This window comes from Archangium lansingense (assembly GCF_026626635.1).
Lineage (GTDB): Bacteria > Myxococcota > Myxococcia > Myxococcales > Myxococcaceae > Archangium > Archangium lansingense.
Window position 1 is genome coordinate 10,483,061 of record NZ_JAPNKA010000001.1, and the last position, 19,274, is coordinate 10,502,334.

Below are 19,274 nucleotides of genomic sequence, written 5' to 3' on the forward strand. Positions count from 1 at the left end.
CGCGCTACAAGGGCTGATCCAGCGTGATGTACAGCTTCACTCCATCGTCCTGTTGCTGCACCAGCGCGGTGGCGCGGGAGCTTCCCCGACTCACCTGCAGGTGCGTCTCCCGGGGGCTCGCCTCCGACGAGGACTCCAGCGTCCACCCCTGCACGGCGAAGGACTCGCGGTAGAAGTCGCTCAGCGCCTTCACCTGTCCCTCGGGCAGCTCCGCCAGCACCGAGTACTGGATGCGCCCCTCGCGGCGGAGGGTGAGCACCACCGGCTCCTCCACCTCGGGAGGCATGGGGAGCCCGGCGGGAACCGGGGTGCCCCCCTTCAGGAACGAATCCACCTGTCCGGCGGAGACGAACACCGCCGTCTCCCCGCCCTGGGCCATCGCCGACACGGTGTGCACCCGCTTGGATTCAGGCTCCATGTAGGCCACATAGCCAGCATTGCTGTTGTAGTAGTGCTCCACGGGCGGCAGGCCCGCCTTCTCCAGCGCCTCGCGGTAGAAGCCCAGCACCTGCTGCGGCGAGTCGGGCGTCATGAACCAGGCCGCGGCCAGGTTCGAGCCCGGCAGAAAGTCCGCCGCCAGAGCCTGGGGCACCGCGTCCTTGTAGGGAGGCAGCCCGCCAGTGGCCCGCTGGAGGATCTCCTTCTCCTCCTCCGAGGGGCCCTTGCGCCAGTCCGGCGAGGTGTCCTCCCCGGCCTGAGCCTCCATCATGCCGTCCAGGGCCTCCTCTTCATCCAGCACATTCCCATGGACGCCCATCTCCCAGCCAAAGCCGATGAGCGACCCCACCACCATGATGGAGAAGACCAGCAGGACGGTCCGCAGCAGCGGTGATGGACCTCGAGACATCAGCATTTCTTCTTCTGCGCCGTCTTGCAGCCCATGTAGTACTTGCCACGCTTGCCGTGGGTCTTCTCGTAGGGGTTGTTCGACCAGTCCTTCCAGGGCGTGGAGTAGTACTGGGGCGAGCCACTGTCCTGCTGGATCTTCTGCAGGGGCGGCGACGTGCCCATCTTCGTCAGGGACACGTTGGGCGTGACGGGGTCATCCGGCCTGCTGAAAGCAATCATGGGGCTCAGCAGCTTGTTGCTCGCCTGCGTGAGGAAGGCCGTCGTGGCCAGCTGGAAGGGCGTGTAGAGCATGTTGCCGCTGTAGACGAGGTCCACCCGATCATACAGCGGTCCACTCTTGGTGCCGGGCGCCACCGCCATGTCGACCTGCGACTCCCCCTCGCCGCCGTTCGCCGGGACCTCGTTCACGGCCCACGAGTCCATCAGGATGGCGTAGCGCTGCTCGGCCAGGTAGTAGGCGGTGTCCGCCTTACCCGCCGTGGCGTTGTCGTGGATGCTGCTGCCGTTGTTGCTCCAGTTCTCCTTGCTCATCTTCTCGCTGCCAGCGAACTCCTGGAGGAAGCTCTTGGGCAGGAGGTAGTTCTCCACGACCTCCTGGCCGTGGCACTCGTACATGCCGCCGGCCCGCGCGAACTGGTTGTGGTAGTCCTGGTAGAGGCTCGCCCCGAGCACTCCTACGTTCCGCTGGACGGCCTCGCACGTCACCTGGTGGGCGCCCTCGTTGAGCCAGCAGACATGGCCGCTGAGGGCCTTGCCCTTGTGGTGGTCCTCACCGTCGCAGTCGTTCGTCTTGCCGTTGCTGGCCGTGTAGGAGTCGCCACTGGACTCGTGGTCGCAGTACATCAGGCGCGCCTGATGCTGGACCTCGAGGTTTCCACCGAGCGGCTTCTTGTCGCTCGCGCCGCCCTTGAGGCCGCGGCTGTTCGGCTGCGTGTAGTTCTGCCCCGCGAAGTCCCAGGGCGTGCTCACCACCGCCTCCTGGAGATCGCCCGCGTAGCGCAGCAGATCGTCCAGGAACAGGGCATACATGAAAGCGGGGATGATGATGAGCATGCTGATGGCCGCCTCCACCGAGGCGGCGCCGCGCTGCTTGGAATGGCGTGCGGTACGCATGGGATGTCTTCCTGAAAGGAGCCGCTACAGCGGCAGGTCGGAGACGGCCGCGGCAATCTGCGCCGCGTCCGTGTTGCCCGCGGCACTCAGTACCGCCGAGGCCTGGGTCGAGGTGAAGGGGTGGAGCTTGGCCCGCCAGAAGGGGTTGAACATGTTGGGCTGCTCCTGCCAGTCACCCAACCGGTGGTAGTAGACGAGCGCGTTGGAGATCGCCGCGCCCTGGTCGGGCGCCATGGAGATCTTTCCCGTCCCATTCTTCCCGTGCGTGAACTTCACCTCCGAATTGGAGTTGAGTTCCCATGGGGCCTTCTTCACGTCGCCCGTGCGCATCTTCATGGTGACGTAGCTGTAGACGTGGGGCTGCCCGAAGTCGTGGCTGGGGTCCGGATCCGCGCGGAACTTCATGAAGCAGTTGCCGCCCGCCGCGCACGCCATCAGGTCCTTGCTGTAAACGCCCTCGAACTTGTCGTGCTTGCCGCTCGTGTGCGCGCTGCTGGGATTGTGGCCGTTGGCGTTCTTGCCGGAGAAGATGGACGCCTCGTACCGCCCGGTCCAGATGCCATGGCGCCAGGTGCTGGTGAGCCGGCCGTGCTCGTCCGCTCCCACCACCTTGCCCTCGTTGTTGGAGGTCTGGCCGCCCTCCACCTCGCCGGTGCTGGCATTGTTGATCGTCTTGGCGGTTCCTTCGTGACCCGTCACCACGCTGATGCCCGAGCCCTGGATGCCGTTCATCAGGTCCTTCATGAACTGCGGGTGCAGGTAGAGGATGGGGTTCTTGCCGCGAGTGGCCGGCCACTCCGGCCGGGTGGCGTTGGCCACCTCGGTCATCACCTTGGCCCGCGCCGTCCGCGCGCTGTTGCCGGGCTTGCCGGAGCCCACGCAGGGCATGCCGTCGATGACACAGGAGAACTCTGTCGCGTTGAGCCCGCCCACGGCCGAGCTCAGGGTGCTGGCCTCCTTGGCATTGGCCTGCTTGATCTTCCCCATGTCGTTGGCCGTGCCACTGCGCAGCAGGTTCGCCGTCTGCGTGAAGACGGTCTGCTGGGACATGTGGATGGAGTCGATCATCATGTCCAGCGCCCGCACCGCCTGGTCGAAGCGCTGGTCGACGTTCTTGATCTCCTTGTCGAACTCCTTGCGCTTCTTGTCGAACTTCTTGGAGATCTTGTAGGCCTCAGCGGCGTCCTTGCAGTGCTTGCAGGCCGAGCCCGTCCAGGGGCAGGGCAAGCACAGCACCAGCTCGATGACGGCGATGGCCACGAAGTTGTCCTTGCCCTGGGTGAGCATGGAGGACGTCACCGTGGACGCGGCCATGTAGGCGTGCAGGCTGTTCATCGCCACGAAGGAGGCGGCGATGGCGCGGTTGCTGACGGCGAAATAGTTGAGCGAGCGCGCCTCGACAACGGCCATGGAGTAGGCCATGGCGTCGCTGTGCTGCTGCAGACGCGTCTTGTTGCGCAGCGAGTGGCTGATTCCAAAGCTCAACGCCACCATCAACCCCAGCAACAGCAGGGAGAGGGCTGCCAGGACCAGAGCCTGCCCGCGCGGAGCCGTGAGGCGCGCACGCTTCTTCCTCAGTACTTGTTCGTGGTGCGGCATTGGTTCGAACTCGGCAGTTGGTTGACGAAGACGTTGGACTGCATCCGCATGGTGTAGGCCGCGCGGATGGGAAGGACGTACTTGCCGTTGGAGGCGGCGGAGATGTACTTGGAGTTCTGGGGTCCGAAGTTGCCGGCGGCCTTGGAGGACTTCTCCCCCATGCGCATCAGCCAGGGAATCTCCCGGTTGAAGGCCGCGGCGTGGATGACCCAGTTGGCGAAGGGAATGGGCATCCGGTAGTTGAACGTCACCTGGATGCGCAGCTTCGTGCGATGGCTCGCCTGCCACGACATGCTGGCCGCGAAGCGCGGATCATCGAAGTCGAGCTCGTTCCCACCCACCTCCTTGGTGCTGGGACCGCACGTGGTGACCTCCACGTAGGGGATGCCGGTGTCCGGCATGGCGTTGGCCTTCACGCCCGGCCAGTTCCACTTGCTCTGGAAGTCGGTGGCGTTGTTGATGGTCTTGATGAACTCGCCACCACCTGAGTCCTTGCTGATGATCGGCAGCAGCACGGAGATGGCCGCGCGCTCCATCACGGACGTCTGGGCGTTGTTCAGCGAACCGGCACGCACCGCCTTGTAGGCGGCGTACTTGGTGATCAGCCGGGCCTGGTGCATCAGCCCCAACTGCAAGGTGCCGAGGATGAGGAACACAAAGAGGGGCAGGACGATGGCAGACTCGACCGCAACCTGCCCCGACTCACGCCCTCCGGGTTTCTGTTGGTGCACACCCTTCATGTTTCCCATCTGATTCCACTCCGGCCAGTACGACCATCGGTCAAGTGGACGCACAGTGGCCCACGTCCCGCTCTTAGAGTGTGGGAAGATGGGACACTGGTATAGTATTTTCCCTGTTTTCCGGCCTCCCTCCAAGGGGGGTATATGAGGGCCTTTCTCCACGGAGGTCCTCGACATGACGCCACGTCTTCGCCTGCTCGCCGCTGCCGCCGTCTTCAGCCTGGGATCAACCGCCTGGGCCGGCCCGCCCCCCGCCGCGGACCCCTGCGCGGGGCGCAGCCAGGCCTCCTGCCACGCCCCGGGTGTGGTGGATAAACCGGCCATCAAGGTGGCCAGGGGCGGGATCAGCGCGGCCGAGGGTCAGCAGCTCACCGATCGGGCGAAGAAGATGCTGGAGGTGGTCATGCAGGCCCCCCTGCTCAAACCCGAGGGAATGAGCCTCCACCCCACCATCACGGTAGAGGGGCCACCCGCACACGCCGTGAAACACCACCCAGCGCTCGTGCGCACCACCCTCCTCGCCAAGCCCATCAAGCTGGAGGACAAGAGCTCCAGCCAGGACAAGAAGACGGGGGCCTGGATGGGGACCGGCGAGGGGCCCATCCTCCGCCTCAACGCCAATGACCTCGGCGTCTTCCTGAACAACGACACGTTGGACCTCTCCAAGCCGGCGCAGTTCTTCTCCGCGCCCCGCCAGGTGGGCGAGGTGCAGGGCTTCCCGGTGTACGCCGTGGGGGGCAACGAGGTGCTGATGATCAGCAAGGGGAACACCCTGCCCTGGCGGCCCTTCCCGGTGGAGAGCTACTTCCAGATGCTCATCTCCCAGGAGCAGGAGACCCAGGACCTCTTCAAGAAGCAGCTGTCCTCCACCAAGGGGCCCGATCGGGCGGAGCTCGAGAAGACGCTCGCCGAGCGCCAGGCCACCATCGACAGCCTGAAGCAGCAGCTCGCCCAGCTCTCGCCCGCCCAGCGTCAGGCGGGAGCCTGCCAGAGCGCCAAGCGCAAGCGCGGCGACCCCACGGGGTTGGATCTCACCTGCCCGCCCAATGCCACGCCCCTGATGGTGGCCAACCAGGACATCTTCGCCCGCCCGTCGCCGAAGGGCACGTTGCAGTTCATGACCATCAGCACCACGTGGGGCGTGCTCCCGAAGGATGACCGGATGCCCAACACCCTGGGACGTGTCATGCGCGCCTCCCTGCAGGAGATGGACCTGAAGGCCCTGCAAGCGATGCTCGACTGAGGTAGCAATGCCACGGAGGCGGGTATGAGGGACTCGGATCGCATCGTCGTCACGAACCAGGAGCTCGTGGACCGCATCGGCGACTACATCTTCGCCGGCGGTGCCTTCGCCTTCTTCCACCGGAAGGCCTTCACGAAGTCCTCGCACCCGTGGACCTCGCAGCTCTTCGGTCCCGAGGAGCAGGGGCCGCGGGTGCTCTCGCTCCTCGGACGCGAGGTCCCCGCGCTCCCGGGGATCAAGTTCCGGGCCGTCTCACCGCCCCAGCTCTCGCTCGCAGCCGTCACCAGTGACAAGGCGCTCTACCGCGAGGGGCATGACGAGGTGCACCTGCTCGCGCTCGATCCGCTCGCTCCGGGCGCCGAGGTGGTGCTGGAGCTCCTCGTCAACGGCGCGCTCTTCGCGACCCATCCGGCACGGCTCGATGCACGTGGCGCGGCGGCGGTGACGCTGCGCGAGCTGCCCGTGGGCGACTACACGGTGCGCTTCCAAGGTGCTCCGGACGACGCGCCCGCTTGTGAGTTCACCGTCGCGCAGTACCGGCTCGCCCCGCTCGTCGCCCGCCTCGTGGAGCGGAAGCTCGAGCTCGACACCCTCACGACGAAGCTGTTCTTGGAGAGCTTCGGCACCCCGGTGACCTCGCGCGTGCGGCTCGAGCTCATGGATCGCGGGATGCGGCGCGAGGAGAAGATCGGGGTGGCACGCGATGGATTCACGGAGGTCTCCTTCGAGCTGACGGGCCGTGGGCCCCACGCCATCAACGTGCAGCTCCTGAGCGACCCATCGCGCACGGCGACGGTCCCCATCGTGGGCAGCCGCGAGGAGGAGCGCTCGCGCACGGTGCTGTCGATGCTGGGCGAGGAGATCGGCGCGTCGCTGCTTCCCGGAAACTCGTCGAGGCCGGTGCGCGGACTGTGGCTGGAGGGCGGACCGATGCGCTCGACGCCCTTCCACCTCGAGCGTGTGGAGGCGAAGAAGGCGCGGCTCAAGGTGAAGACGGCCATCGACACGGCGCTGCTCGTGGTCATCGACGCGAAAGGGGGACTGCGGGAGCTCGCGCTCGGCGGGCTCGCGAGCGGGACGATTGTCGAGGTCGACGTTCCCGAGCCGATGGGGCTGCTGGCGATCGGCGCGTTCGTCGGGGGTGAGCCCTGGGAGGGCTGGGCGGCGGTGCTGACCCCCAGCTCGGTGGAACCGGTGCTCACGGTGCCCCAGCGGAGCGTGCCCGGAGAGGAAGCGCAACTCGAGCTCGACACCGGACGCACGGAGGACGACGCGTCCGTGTACGTGGTGGTGAAGGACGCACGGCTGCTCTCGACGGACACGCCCGCGAGCCGGCTCGCGGCCGGGCTCAAGGCGCATGCGGAAGGCGCCAGAGGCGTGCTGCACTTCGGCAAGCCGGACACGCGCCTCACCCAGCTCATGCCCAAGCCCTCCCCCTTGGATTTTGAGTATGAGCGGGGCATCGTCTATTCAGACGCGCCCGCCGGGGGCGCCATGCTCTTCGAGGAGGACGACGCTTTCGACGACCTCGCTCTAAGGGACCCCTCCGCCAGCGAGCCCCGGGCCGCGCAAGAGAGCACTCTTACCCCACGCGCCGTGCAGGAGCCGGAGGTGCTGTTCGCGGGGCTCGTCACGACCCGGCGGGGACGTGCCTCCCTCACGTTCCACACCGCTCCCGAGCCCGCCGACTACCTGATCGAGGTCTTCGTCATCGCCGGGATGGACTGGGCCCAGACCGAGGCGCGCTTCCGTGCGGAGCAGGAGCAGTACGTGTCGCTGGAGCTGCCGGCGTTCGTGCACCGCGAGGATGCGGCACTCGCGCGCCTGCACGTGGGCTCGCGGCTCCCGGGTGTGCGGGTCCGCGTCCTGCGCGACGGCGTCGAGGTGCCGCTCATCCACGAGGGACGGTTGCTCACCTCGGGCGAGGAGCTCGGGGCGGGACGCGGGGAGCTCACGTTCCTGGCGGGGCCGGGCCACTACGAGGCACTGATGGAGGACGCCTCGGGCATCCTGGTGCGCACGGCGAAGCAGGTGGAGGAGCCCGGAAAGCTGCGGCGGCTCGCGCGAACGGTCTGCCTCCTGGAGCCGGGAAAGGCGCTGAGCCTGGAGGAGGACGCGACAATCGTCTCGCTGCGCGTGCTCCCGGGGCTGAAGAGCCCCTTCCGCGCACTGGTGGAGGCCACGGCCAATTATGGCCACGCGTGCTGTGAGCAGACCGCGGCGAAGATGCTGGCGGCGTGCGCGATGTACGCGTTCTCGGACGAGCGCAGGGCGAAGGCAGAGTCCATCATCCACGCGGGCATCGCTCGCGAGCGGTCGATGTTCCTCCCCGGCCTCGGGTTCAAGATGTATCCGGAGTCCGAGGCCGAGCCGATCCCGTACTGGGGAGCGAAGGCGGCGATGTACCTCCACCACCTCGCGCTCCTGAAGGACCTGCGCGGCACGGCGACGATCGGTCCCGCGCTCGCGCATGCGGTCGAGGAGGGGCTCACGATGGCCAGGGATGCGACGCGCGCGTACGGGCTCACCTGGCCGCCGACGCGCCTGGGGAGCTGCGAGGACGCGTACCTGGCGCTGCGGTTCGGCGATGGCGCGGACAGGGAGCAGGTGCTCGACGTGGCGCGGCGGTGGAACGGGTCGCAGGAAGAGGACCACCGAGGCGCCGTGGCGATGCGCACCGAGCAGGCCTATGCGGCGGCCATCCTGCTGCGCGCGGGCGGCCCGGCGGAGCTGCCACGGGCGATCGCGCTCGCCAACCAGGTGGTGGCGCAACTGGGAGAGAACGGGCGGTTGTATTCGACGGTGGATTCGGTGGCGGCGATCGCGCTCCTCGTCGAGCTGCAGGCCGCGCAGGTGGTGGGAGCGGATGGCATCGTCGAGCTGGACGGAGAGCACCTCCCCGTCGCGAAGGCAGCGGCGAGCGCTCGCGAGGCCCGTTCGGTGCGTGCGCTCGAGACCCGTGTCGCGGTGGAAGTCACCCGCCTCCGCGAGGAGGACTGGGGCACGTTCCACACGAAGCTCCCAATCGCGGTCTCACTCCACAAGCAGGAGAGCGTCACGCGGCGCGTGAACGCGGCGGACGCGTTGGAGCTGCGGGTGCGCCTCGAGAGCGGCTACGAGCCTGGCGATCTCGTCTGGGTGTGCCTGCCCGACGCGCTCTCACGCGTGATGGGGGGCGGACAGGTGAAGCAGTTCTCCATCGACTTCCAAGGGGAGAACGAGCTGCGCATTCCGCTGGCGGCCACGGGAGTGACCGTAGGCCCCAAGGGTGAACTGTCGCCCGCGCGCTTCGCGGTCTGCGTGCGCAACATGTTCGAGGAGGAGCGCGGGGGAAGCCCCGGGTTCATCGAGGTCACCGTGGCACCGCCCACCGCTGGCTCGATGCTCGGGCGTGCGCTCGACGCCCTGAAGCACCTCTTCAACTAACCGAGCCTCCCGGGCCCCCCTCGCTGGGAGGCCCGGACGCCTCACCTCACCCCTCCTCGAGCAGCATCTTCAGCTCGCGGATGCGGCGGGTGACATGGTCGCGGTCCAGCCGCCGGAAGCTCTCGGGCAGCAGCTCGCGGCTGGTGCACTCCTGCACCGCCACCAGGTTCTGCAGCTCGATCTCCAGCGGATAGCTCGGCGGCACGAAGTCCTCGAAGACGGCCTTGAGGTCCTCCACCGTGGCCTGCTCGCGCCCATTGGCCAGCGCCCGGAAGCGCGTGCGCACCAGCACCGCCTCCATGTCCGCGCCGCTCAGCTGCCGCGTCCCCGTGGGAATCAGATCCGAGATGGACGTCACGTCCAGCTTCAGGCCCGTCTTCTTCTGCATCACCTTGAACAGCTCCTCCCGCTCCGCTTCCGTCTCCGGATAGAAGAGCGCGAGGTGCTCCTCGGCGCGTCCCTGGCGCTTGAGGTCGATGGGCAGCAGGTCCGGCCGGGCCGTCAGCAGGAACCAGACGATCTTCCCGCGGTACACCGTGTTGCCCATGAACGAGGCGATGGAGCCGAAGATGCGGCTGCTCGTCCCCGAGTCCCCGCCCGAGTCACGGTTGCCCAGGAAGGTGTCCGCCTCGTCCACCATCACCGCCACCGGCCAGAGCGCCTTGAGCAGGTTGAAGATCTTCTCCAGGTTGGACTCGGTGACGCCCTGCCACTGGCTGCGGAAGTTGAGGAACTTCACCACCGGAATGCCAATCTCTCCGGCGAAGCAGGACACCATGAACGTCTTGCCGGTACCCACCGGGCCGCTGACGAGGTAGCCCATGGGCATCACCTCGATGCGCCCCTTCTTCAGCGCATTGGCCGCGTGGCGCAGCATGTCCTTGGCCTTACCGTGCCCCGCCACCGCGTCCAGCGTGTGCACCGGCTCGATGAACTCGAGCAGCCCGTGGCACTCGGCCTGGATGAGCTCCTTCTTCTTCTCCTTGAGGAGGTCGGTGGTGATGCGCACGTCGCGCTCGAGGGCCTCGGTGAGCACTCGGTCCAGGTTGATGCGCGACAGGCCCGCCGTCATCTTCGCCAGGCCCGCCAGCGGCACGTCCGACACCGCCGCCAGCTTCTTGCCCTCCAGCTTGTAGCGCACGTACTCCAGCCGCTCCTCCTCGGTGGGCAGGGGCAGCTCGATGGCCGCCACGTACGGGTTGCGCGACAAGCGCTGGGAGACGTCCGCCAGGTTCTCCGCCAGCAGCACCACGGAGGTGTCCCCCGCGAGGAACTGCGGGTCGTGCGCCCACTTCTCCAGCGTGGCCAGGACGAACCGGTCCTCGGCCGACAGGTGGCTCATCTCCCCGCCCGGCACCAGCGTCTCGGCGAAGTCGATGATGAGCGCCAGCGACTTGCCCTCGCTCAGGCGCATCCGCAGGAAGTTCTCCAGAATCTGCAGCGCGCGGGCCGGGTCCCTCGGCAGGCTCTTGGCGTAGTCCGTGCCGTACATGGCGTCGTACCCGGCCATCGTCCGCTGGAAGTCCTTCTGCGTCTCCGGAGACGCGGAGCGGATGCCCGACGAGCGGTCATAGAAGATGACGTGGTCGCGTCCGCCGAAGAGCTCCTCGGACAGGAAGGTGCGGAGCGTTCCGAAGCTCCGGCTGCCATCCTCCTGCGAGGTGGGCTGCAGGTCCCTCACCGCTCCGTAGAGCAGGAAGGTGCTGACGGTCTTCGTGTAGTACTTCTGGGCCAGCTTCTGGGCCCAAACGGGCAGATCCGCGAGCGGATCCGCATTGGCCTTGCGTGACTTGGTCACCGACACACCCCTCCCGCCCCCTCACGGGGCGCTCACGCCCGCCCCATCCGGGCGGGCGCCTCTCTGATTGCCTGTCTACCGGCAGCCTTTCTGCTTCTTCAGCCGCCCCTTCACCTGGCCCGAACCGGGAGCCACGGCCACGTCCACTTCATCGTGGCAACGCAGCTTGAGGCTCACCTGTTTCACTCCGTTGGGGAAGCGCACCCGGGCCGGCGTCTCGCCCCACTCCTTGCCAGCCGCGAAGATGGTGGCTCCGGAGGGAGTGGACGCCACTTCCACCTCGAAGCCATCCGCCTCGAGCTTGAGCTGCACGTCCATCGGCTTGTCGCCAGCGGGAGGGTTGATGCGCTGCTGCGCAGGCTTGAAGCCCGGGGCGCTGGCCTCCACCAGCACCTCGGTGCCCGCGGTCAGCTCACCGAAGTAGGTGGAGCTGCTGCCCTTCTCGCGCACCACCTTGCCCTCCACCTTCAGCTCCGCGTCCGGCGGCTGGGTGACGATCACCACGCGCGCCATCTGCACCGTGCGCTCGAGCTTCACATCCACCCGTGCGGGCGTCATCCCCTCCTCGACCACGACCTGCTGGGTGAAGGGATGGAAGCCCTCGGCACTCACCATCACCAGCGCCGGGCCCACCTTCACCTGCTGCAGCACGGGCCCGGGCTTGGACGTGTCCAGATCCTGGCCGCCCAAGCTCACCCGCACCGGGACCTTCAGGTCGGAGGGCACGTTCACCAGGATGTAGCCCATGGGCGCCGGCCGCGACATGACGAAGCCGGCCCCGCCCGCGATCAGCAGCAGCGCCACGGCGGCGATCCCCACGAGGATCGGCAGGCGGTTGGGCGCCGCCTTCGCGGGAGCCGGGGTGGGCGCCGACGCTGGGGTCGGAGCAGAAGCCGCGACTGGGATACCCGCGCGATGGGCAGCGGCGGCCGCTCGCAGCGGGGTGGCTGGCGTGAGCTCCATCGCGTCCTGCGAATCCGGCTCATCCTCAATGAGAGGCGGAGGAGCCAGTGGGGGCCGCTGCACGGACGCCACGGGCATGGCCGTCAGCGAGGGCCGCGGCGAGGCCACGGGCAGCTCGGCCACCGGAGGATCCGTCGGCCGGACGGCGCGCAACCCATCCATCGTGTTGCGGCCCTGGCGGGCCACGGTGGTGCTCTCCGCGGACGGAGGGGCGGGCGCGAGCGTCGGAATCGACGGCCGCGGCGGCTGCGACACCGCCGGCGACCGAAGGCTGGCCATGCGCTGGGCCGGCTGCTCGTCGATGACGGGCGGGCGCGGCACCTCCACCGGAGTCACCGTCCGCCCAGGGCCCACGAGCCCCGGCTGGGTGGTGGGCTCCTCGAGGTACTCGGGGCTGCTGACCACCATGGTCGCGCCAGACTCCTCCTCGTCCGGCACCGGCGGAGCCGTGGGCACGGGCGCCGTCAGCTTGGGCATGGCCCCGAGCGTGGGCGCGCGGCGGACCCCTCCCAACGACGGGGTGGCGGGCATCGGAGGCGACACGGGCGGCGGGCTCGGAGGCACCGGCGCACTCGTCGGCACCTGCACCTGCGGAGCCGAGGGAACCCCGCTGAAGCCCATCTCGATGGCGGCCACCATGCCCTCGGGAGCCTTGATGTCCGCGTACTCCTGGATCCGCAGCTTCTCGCGCTCCACGTCCTCGGCGAAGGTGGACTTCATGTACTGCATGAGGTCCTTGCGCCCGAAAATGGATTCCGAGGTGAGCAGGAAGCGCTGCAGGTCGTCGCCCAGCTCGTTGGCGTACTGGTAGCGCTCGTCCACGTCTCGCGCGAGCGCCTTGAGGACGATCTTCTCCAGCGCCTCGGGGATGCGCCGGTTGTAGGTAGAGGGCGGGGCCACCTCGGCCTTGCGCACCTTCTCCAGCACGCTGAAGTCGCTGTCACCCACGAAGAGCCGCTCACCGGTGAGCATCTCGTAGAGACACACGCCGATGGCGAAGATGTCCGAGCGCCGGTCCAGCGGCATGCCGCGGATCTGCTCCGGGCTCATGTAGCCGAACTTGCCCTTGAGGATGCCGGCCTGCGTCTTGGTGGCCTTGCCCGCCGCCTTCGCGATGCCGAAGTCGATGACCTTGACCTCGCCCTCGAAGGAGATGAGGACGTTCTGCGGCGAGATGTCGCGGTGGACGATGTTGAGGTCCTGGCCCTGGTTGCTCTTCTTGCGGTGGGCGTAGTCCAGGCCCTCGCACATCTTGGAGACCATGAAGGCCACCAGCGGCACGGGCGCGGGCTCCCCCTTCTTCCGGCACCGGTCGAAGATGGCCCGCATGTCCTTGCCGGGGATGTACTCCATCGCGATGAAGTAGCTGTTGGTGATCTGCCCCAGCTCGTAGATCTGCGCGATGTTGGCGTGGTTCAGCTGGACGCTGATCTTCGCCTCATCGATGAACATCGAAATGAATTCATCGTCCTCGGCGATATTCGGGAGGATGCGCTTGATGGCGACGAGGCGCTCGAAACCTCCCGCGCCGAACATCTTTCCGCGCCACACTTCCGCCATGCCGCCGATGTTGATGCGGTCGAGGAGGAGGTATTTCCCAAACGGGATGGGCTGCCGCTTCGGTTGAGTGGTCGTCACGTGGGTGCGTGGCTCGGTGTTTGAAGGCCGAGCCTATCGACCGCCCCTCCATAGGGTCAACCGCGCGCCGTCCCCCACCCGCAGAACTTCTCGCGTCATGCTCAGGGAGTGGGAGCCGGTGCCAGGGCCCCGGCGTCTGTTGACGCAGGAGTTACAGAGGGAGTGGGAGCCTCGGGAGGGGGCTCCAGCGGGAGGGCGAGCGGCGCTCCCTCCTCGGACAGTGTGGGTTGCACGACCGCCACGTACGGCTCGCCCTCCACGCTGAAGACCGAGGGGAGGCCAAAGCGCTCGCCCGCTGGGAGGGCGACCAGGGAGACCCAGGCCCGCTCGCGCCCTGGTGCCACGCAGTAGATGAGCGTCCCCACGGCGAGGCCCGGCGCCTCCCGGACAGGGCCCTGGCACGCTTGACGCACCTGGAGCGACCAGGCCGGTACGCGTTGTCCCCGGACGAGGTACGGGGGTGGCTCCAGCTCCGCCAACAGGGGCTGCAACACCGCCGGCTCCGAGGGGACGGTGCGCCCATCGGCCAGCGCCTCGGCCTTGTCCTTGAACTGGCTCACCACCATGGCGGCCACGTCCTCGGGGCGCAGCGGCATTTGTTGCTCGGCAAGCAACAAGTCGAAGAAGAGCGCACACACCAGGAGGATGGGCAACAGCCGGTAGCCCTTGAAGTCCTCGCCCCTGCCTCGCACCAGTCCCCACAGGACGACGCCCAGCACCCCCACGGTCGCGGCCAGCACCACGGCGGGCCACAGCACGGCGGGCGGCTCCAGGAAGGCGGACACCTCGGCACTCCGGGCGCGCGAGGCGTCCAGCAGTTCGCCCCCGTAGAGCCACGCGAGGGTGGCCAGGCAGATGGCGTTCGCGAGGAGCGTCTTGAGCGGGGGCAGCTTCATCCGGCGAGCGTGCGGGCGGGATCCGTGGCAGCGGCCCGATGGCTGGGGAACCAGGCACCCGCCACCGCGGCCACCAGCCCGAGCAACACGCCGCCCACCACCACAGGCCAGGGGAAGGAGAAGAAGCTCTCGGGCTTGAAGGGGAACTGCGGCAGGTAGGAGACGGCGAGCCGGTCAATGAGCAGCGCCAGCAGGAGCGCGAAGACGGTCCCCAGGAAGCCACCGGCCAGCCCCACCACACCCGCCTCGGCCAGGACGATGTTGCGCACATCCGAGCGCGAGGCCCCCACCGCCTGCATGACGCCAATCTCCTTGGCCCGCGCGCGCACCGAGGCGCTCAGCGCATGGGCGATGTTCACCGCCGCGAGCACGCAGATGAGGATGGACAGCAGCGCCAGCGCGGACGTGGTGAGCGTCACCGCCGCGCCCACGTTCTCCGCGAGCCGCCGCTCCTGGTCGTCAATCTCCAGACCCATCTCCTTCACCGCCGCCACGATGCTCGGCACGGCGCCAGGGCTGGTGGCCACCAGGGTGATGCCGGAGTACGTCTCCGCGTCCTGGCCCAGCTCGCGGTTGAGGCGGATGGCGGCGTCCAGGGGGATGGTGACACCCGCGAGCAGCGCCCGGTCGGACGCGCCCACCACCTGCACCTGGGACGAGATGACCGCGACGTTGGGCAACGGCGCGGTCACATAGGAGCGGTTGAAGTCCACCGGAAGGGTGAAGCCCACGAGCAGTCCCGGCGTGAGCGTTGGCAGCTTGCGGGCCGGGGCGAAGGTGTTGTTGTAGATCTCCAGCAGCCGCGTGGAGATGAGGCCCGGCAGCGGCTGGCCCGGTCCGGGGTCCACGAACTTGCCGAGCTGCACGTCCCCCTCGACGAGGCCGGGCTCCACTCCGACCGCGAGGACATCCATGCCCATGCGCAGCTTCCGGCCAAAGAAGTCCCCGTTGTAGAGGCTCGCCGCGGGGGCTCGCACACTCATCTTCCGATAGAGCTTCTCCACGTCGGGCAGCGCCTGGAGCCGCTCCACCATGGTCGCGTCCAGCTTGCCGCCCCCGAGGAACGAGCCGAGCGACACCGCGGGGGGCACCACGTCCACCAGCCGCGCGTCGTTGGGGAAGATGCGCTCGCGGATGACGCGGCCCACGCCCAGGCCCAGGCCCAGGAAGAAGACGAGCGCGCCCACCCCCATGGCCACGCCGAAGGCGGAGAAGAACGCGCCCCGCCGCTCGCGCGCGAGGCTCAGCCGCACCAGCTGGGACAGCGCCGCCAGCCTCATGACACACCTCCCGCCAGCGCGGCCCGGGGCTCCTCGACGAGCCGTCCCTCCTTGAGGCGCAGCACACGCCGGGCCGCCGAGCTCATCCGCTCCTCGTGGGTGACGGCGAGCAGGGTGATGCCCTCGCGGTTCAGCTCCTCGAAGAGCGAGATGACCCCGGCGCCCGTGGCCGCATCGAGGTTCCCGGTAGGCTCGTCACACAGCAGCAACTTGGGGCCGGTGAAGAGGGCGCGGGCAATGGCCACACGCTGCCGCTCGCCACCGGAGAGCCGCACCGGGGCGCGGTCCTTCTTGGCCAGCAGGCCCACCCGGTCAAGCAGGGACTCGGCGCGCTTGCGGGCGTCGGAAGAGGCGGCGCCGAAGTGCGAGGGCATCAGCACGTTCTCCACCGCGGACAGGTTGGGGATGAGGTGGAAGGACTGGAAGACGAAGCCCACGTGCTCGTTGCGGAAGCGCGCGAGCTCCTTGTCCTTCAGGCCGGACAGCTTCACTCCGGCCACCTCCACGTCGCCCTGGTAGTGCACGTCCAGCCCGCCCAGCAGGTGCAGCAAGGTGGACTTGCCGCTGCCGGAAGGGCCTACCACCGCGACGAAGTCACCATCCGCCACGTCGAGCGAGAGCCCATCGAGGACGCGCACCTCGGTGCCGTCCCCATCCACGTACTGTTTGACGATGTCGCGTGCGCGTATCAATGGGGTGCCAACCAGAGGGTGAGCTCGGCCTGCAGGGCCTTCTCCTTCTCGGAGAGGCCCAGCGTGACCGCGCGAAGGTCATCCGTGGCGTCCAACCAGCGCACCGTGGTCGCCTTGATGGCGAAGCCGCCGATGCCCCAGGCCTCGGAGGGAAGCGCCCTCACCGCGTCGGAGAGGCGATTCAGGTCCAACACCGCCCCCAGCACCGGCTTCTCGAGCGCCGGCCGCAGGTCCTCGGCCACGGAGCTGGTGCCCGGTGTGCCCTGGAGCCGGGTGAGCGCGGCCTCGAGGCGCGACTGGGGCGCGGCGAGCACCACCTTGTCGCCCACCGAGGCGAAGTGCGCGCCCTCGCCCTGCTTGTACGAGGTGAGGTAGACGCGCTGGCCGTTGACGTCCGAGGGCTTCACCTCGGCGCCGAAGCGCTGGGCGATGGGGGGCACCTTCTCCAGCGTGGAGGAGAGGCCGGCCGCGTCCTTCCCCTCCCCCACCACCACCAGGTGAACGAAGCGGAAGGGATTGGTGCGCCGCAAGTCCAGGGACGGCACGCCAGCACTGAGCTGCACGGTGGGCGCCAGGGACACACCCGCGACGAGGCCGGGCTTGAGCTTGTCCAGCACCTCGCCCTTCAGGTCGAAGCCGCTCTCCTGCACCGCGCGGGTGACATAGGGGCCGACGAGGTAGGGCCAGACGCCGCCGAGCTGCGCGGGGTCTCCCCGGTAGCGCGCCACGAGGAAGCTGTCCTCCGGGAGGTAGCCGCTCAGGTCCGTGGCCTGCTGCGGCACGAGCGCGGCGAGCGAGGCCTGCGTGTCCGGCCACGGAGTGTCCATGCGCAGCGTCACCGCGCGATCCCCGAGCGAGCCCACCAGGGTGACGGACTGAACGGTACCGGCCGGGACGAGGAAGCCGATGCCGCCGGGGAGGAAGGCGTAGAAGTCGCGCTCGGCGGGCAGCCGCTTGAGGGAGGCGTTGAGGAGCGGCTCCTCGGCGAGAGACTTCTCCGCGGGCAGCGTGGCGTAACCGGAGAGCTGCGACACCATGGCGCCCGCGCCCAGCAGGGCGTAGTCGCCAGTGAAGAGGAGCCCCAGAGCGGGCTGCTGGGCGCCGGTCCGAGTGAAGGTGACGAGCGTCCCGCCGGCAACCTTCTGCTCGGCGGTCTGAGAGGCGCCGAGGCGGTCGCGGGCGAGCTTGGAGAAGGTCTCGCGAAGGGTCTTCTCGTCCTTCACGCCGAGCACGGAGAAGGCCTGGTTGTCACCGAGCAGGGCCGCACCCGCGCCCCGGGCGGGGTCGATACCCGCGGCCTCCATGGCCTGGCGGCTGCGCAGGTCCACGCCCACCTGGCGCATGATGCTGGAGACGTAGGCCTCGGCGGATGAGGCGTTCTGGAGCTGGGCGACGAAGTTGGCCAGCTTGAGCTTCTGGAAGCGGGCGAGCCTCTCGCCGAAGGTGCCGAGATCGGGGACGACCAGGGCGGCCTGGGCGCCACGAGGCAGGAAACGGGCGGGGTTGGTCGTCTTCACCCCCTGGGCCCCCTGCTTGTCGCCGCAACGGGAACAGCCGGCGAACACGAGCAGCACGAGCAGGAGTAAAGGCGAAGCGCGGCGGAGCATAGGAACGGGAGTGCAGACGGCCCCGGGCCCGGAGTCAAATTCTTCGTGCGGGAGCTTTGGAACGGCCGTCCAGGGGGTGACCTTGCCCTACCCGGAAGCGTACTGGGAGAGTGGGTGATCAACCCGCGACCCGGCGAGTCCAGGGGGGGCGGCGATCCCCCACAGGAGGCAAGCACCACCATGTTCGAGTCCGTCACGCGCAGGGCCGGCCTGCTGGCAGCGATGTTGCTGCTGGTCATGGGCACGGCGGCAGAGGCCACCACCGTCCGGGTCCACTACGACGTTGGCTACGGCAACCGCATCACCATCCGGGGCAGCAAGACGCCCCTGTCCTGGACCACCGGCACCAACGCCACGTGGACCACGGGCAATGTCTGGACGCTGTCCTGGGCCAACAGCGTGGGCGACGTGGAGGTGAAGCCTCTCGTCAATGACACGAGCTGGTCCACCGGCGCCAACTACCGCATCAAGGCTGGCGCCACGGTGGACATCTACCCGTTCTTCGGCGCGGCCTCAGGCCAGATGCAATACGTCTCCAACTTCTCCTCGCCGCAGTTCGGCAACGTGCGGACGCTCCGCATCTATCTGCCGCCGAGCTACTCGCTGAACCCGCTCAAGCGCTACCCGGTGCTGTACGCGCATGACGGGCAGAATCTCTTCAGTGCCTCCACCGCCACCTACGGCGTCGAGTGGCGGATGGACGAGACGGCCAACTCGCTCATCGGCAGCGGCGCGATGGACGAGGTCATCATCGTGGGCATCGACAACGGCGGGGCCAACCGCATCTACGAGTACACGCCCTGCTGCGATTCCCAGTACGGAGGCGGGGGCGCGGACAAGTATGAGCGCTTCATCCTCGACACGGTGAAGCCGTACATCGACCAGAACTTCCGGACGCTGACGACGAAGGCGAACACGGCGCTGATCGGCTCGTCACTGGGAGGGCTGGTGTCGTTCTACATCGGGCGGCGCAACCCCACCGCCTTCGGGAAGCTGGCGGCGCTGTCGAGCTCGTTCTGGTGGAACAACCAAGCCCTGACGCAGCAGGTGGAAGCCGCCACCACGAAGGTGGCAGTGAACTTCTACATCGACGCGGGGACGAGCAGCGACGGGCTGACCGAGACGACGCGGATGCGGGACGCGCTGGTGGCGGATGGGTACGTGCAGGGCCAGGACCTGTACTACTACGTGGCCCAGGGCGCGGGACACAACGAGTCCTCCTGGGCGGCGCGGCTCAACATCCCGCTGACGTACCTGTTCCCCTGGCAGAGCACCGTCTACTGAGCCGGCTCCGCCCGCCTTCGGGAGCCGCGCCGAAGCATGCCCGCGGCGGCGAGCAGCACCACCGCCGCGGCGCAGCGGAAGGACCCGCGTGGCGGAACCGATAGCCTTGACGGGGAACTGGAGACAGGTGCTGGGCGACTACAAGG

The 19,274-nt window shown here is 68.3% G+C and carries 13 protein-coding genes; 3 read left to right on the plus strand and 10 right to left on the minus strand.

What is annotated here, in order from left to right; genetic code table 11:
- Positions 1–4 precede the first annotated feature (4 nt).
- Genes OV287_RS41835 through OV287_RS41850 form a run of 4 tightly spaced genes read right to left on the minus strand, consistent with a single transcriptional unit; the run spans position 5 to position 4,310 of the window.
- A complete protein-coding gene (locus OV287_RS41835) occupies positions 5–847 on the minus strand; it encodes a hypothetical protein (RefSeq protein WP_267539628.1) in 843 nt (280 codons plus the stop codon).
- Positions 847–1,962: a hypothetical protein gene (locus OV287_RS41840; protein WP_267539629.1), complete on the minus strand. Its 1,116-nt coding sequence runs from the start codon at positions 1,960–1,962 to the stop codon at positions 847–849. Before OV287_RS41840 ends, OV287_RS41835 begins: the two co-directional genes overlap by 1 nt.
- A 24-nt stretch (positions 1,963–1,986) precedes the next feature.
- Positions 1,987–3,561 (minus strand): hypothetical protein, encoded by a 1,575-nt coding sequence (locus OV287_RS41845; RefSeq protein ID WP_267539630.1) that lies wholly within the window; start codon positions 3,559–3,561, stop codon positions 1,987–1,989.
- Complete coding sequence (locus OV287_RS41850) at positions 3,537–4,310, minus strand: TadE/TadG family type IV pilus assembly protein (RefSeq protein WP_267539631.1); 774 nt, start codon at positions 4,308–4,310, stop codon at positions 3,537–3,539. The genes OV287_RS41845 and OV287_RS41850 overlap by 25 nt, the downstream gene beginning before the upstream one ends.
- Before the next feature lie 166 nt (positions 4,311–4,476).
- Here OV287_RS41850 and OV287_RS41855 point away from each other — a divergent pair, with 166 nt between their 5' ends.
- Both OV287_RS41855 and OV287_RS41860 read left to right on the plus strand, forming a co-directional pair.
- Positions 4,477–5,544, plus strand: coding sequence for a hypothetical protein (locus OV287_RS41855; RefSeq protein WP_267539632.1), 1,068 nt, complete (start codon positions 4,477–4,479; stop codon positions 5,542–5,544).
- A 24-nt stretch (positions 5,545–5,568) separates the two neighbouring features.
- Complete coding sequence (locus OV287_RS41860) at positions 5,569–8,970, plus strand: alpha-2-macroglobulin family protein (RefSeq protein ID WP_267539633.1); 3,402 nt, start codon at positions 5,569–5,571, stop codon at positions 8,968–8,970.
- Positions 8,971–9,016: 46 nt separating this feature from the next.
- Here the strand turns inward: OV287_RS41860 and OV287_RS41865 are convergent, their stop codons facing one another.
- The 6 genes from OV287_RS41865 to OV287_RS41890 form a co-directional block, all read right to left on the minus strand.
- Positions 9,017–10,768: an ATP-binding protein gene (locus tag OV287_RS41865; RefSeq protein WP_267539634.1), complete on the minus strand. Its 1,752-nt coding sequence runs from the start codon at positions 10,766–10,768 to the stop codon at positions 9,017–9,019.
- A gap of 75 nt (positions 10,769–10,843) precedes the next feature.
- Complete coding sequence (locus tag OV287_RS41870; protein WP_267539635.1) at positions 10,844–13,369, minus strand: serine/threonine protein kinase; 2,526 nt, start codon at positions 13,367–13,369, stop codon at positions 10,844–10,846.
- 101 nt (positions 13,370–13,470) lie between these two features.
- A complete protein-coding gene (locus OV287_RS41875; protein WP_267539636.1) occupies positions 13,471–14,265 on the minus strand; it encodes a hypothetical protein in 795 nt (264 codons plus the stop codon).
- Positions 14,262–15,545, minus strand: a complete 1,284-nt coding sequence (locus OV287_RS41880) for an ABC transporter permease (protein WP_267539637.1) — start codon at positions 15,543–15,545, stop codon at positions 14,262–14,264. Before OV287_RS41880 ends, OV287_RS41875 begins: the two co-directional genes overlap by 4 nt.
- A complete protein-coding gene (locus OV287_RS41885; protein ID WP_267539638.1) occupies positions 15,542–16,237 on the minus strand; it encodes an ABC transporter ATP-binding protein in 696 nt (231 codons plus the stop codon). The genes OV287_RS41880 and OV287_RS41885 overlap by 4 nt, the downstream gene beginning before the upstream one ends.
- Positions 16,234–17,844 (minus strand): hypothetical protein, encoded by a 1,611-nt coding sequence (locus tag OV287_RS41890; RefSeq protein WP_267539639.1) that lies wholly within the window; start codon positions 17,842–17,844, stop codon positions 16,234–16,236. Before OV287_RS41890 ends, OV287_RS41885 begins: the two co-directional genes overlap by 4 nt.
- A gap of 180 nt (positions 17,845–18,024) precedes the next feature.
- Here OV287_RS41890 and OV287_RS41895 point away from each other — a divergent pair, with 180 nt between their 5' ends.
- The gene (locus tag OV287_RS41895; protein ID WP_267539640.1) at positions 18,025–19,128 is read left to right on the plus strand and encodes an alpha/beta hydrolase; all 1,104 of its coding nucleotides are present in this window, start codon (positions 18,025–18,027) and stop codon (positions 19,126–19,128) included.
- The last annotated feature ends 146 nt before the right edge of the window (positions 19,129–19,274 follow it).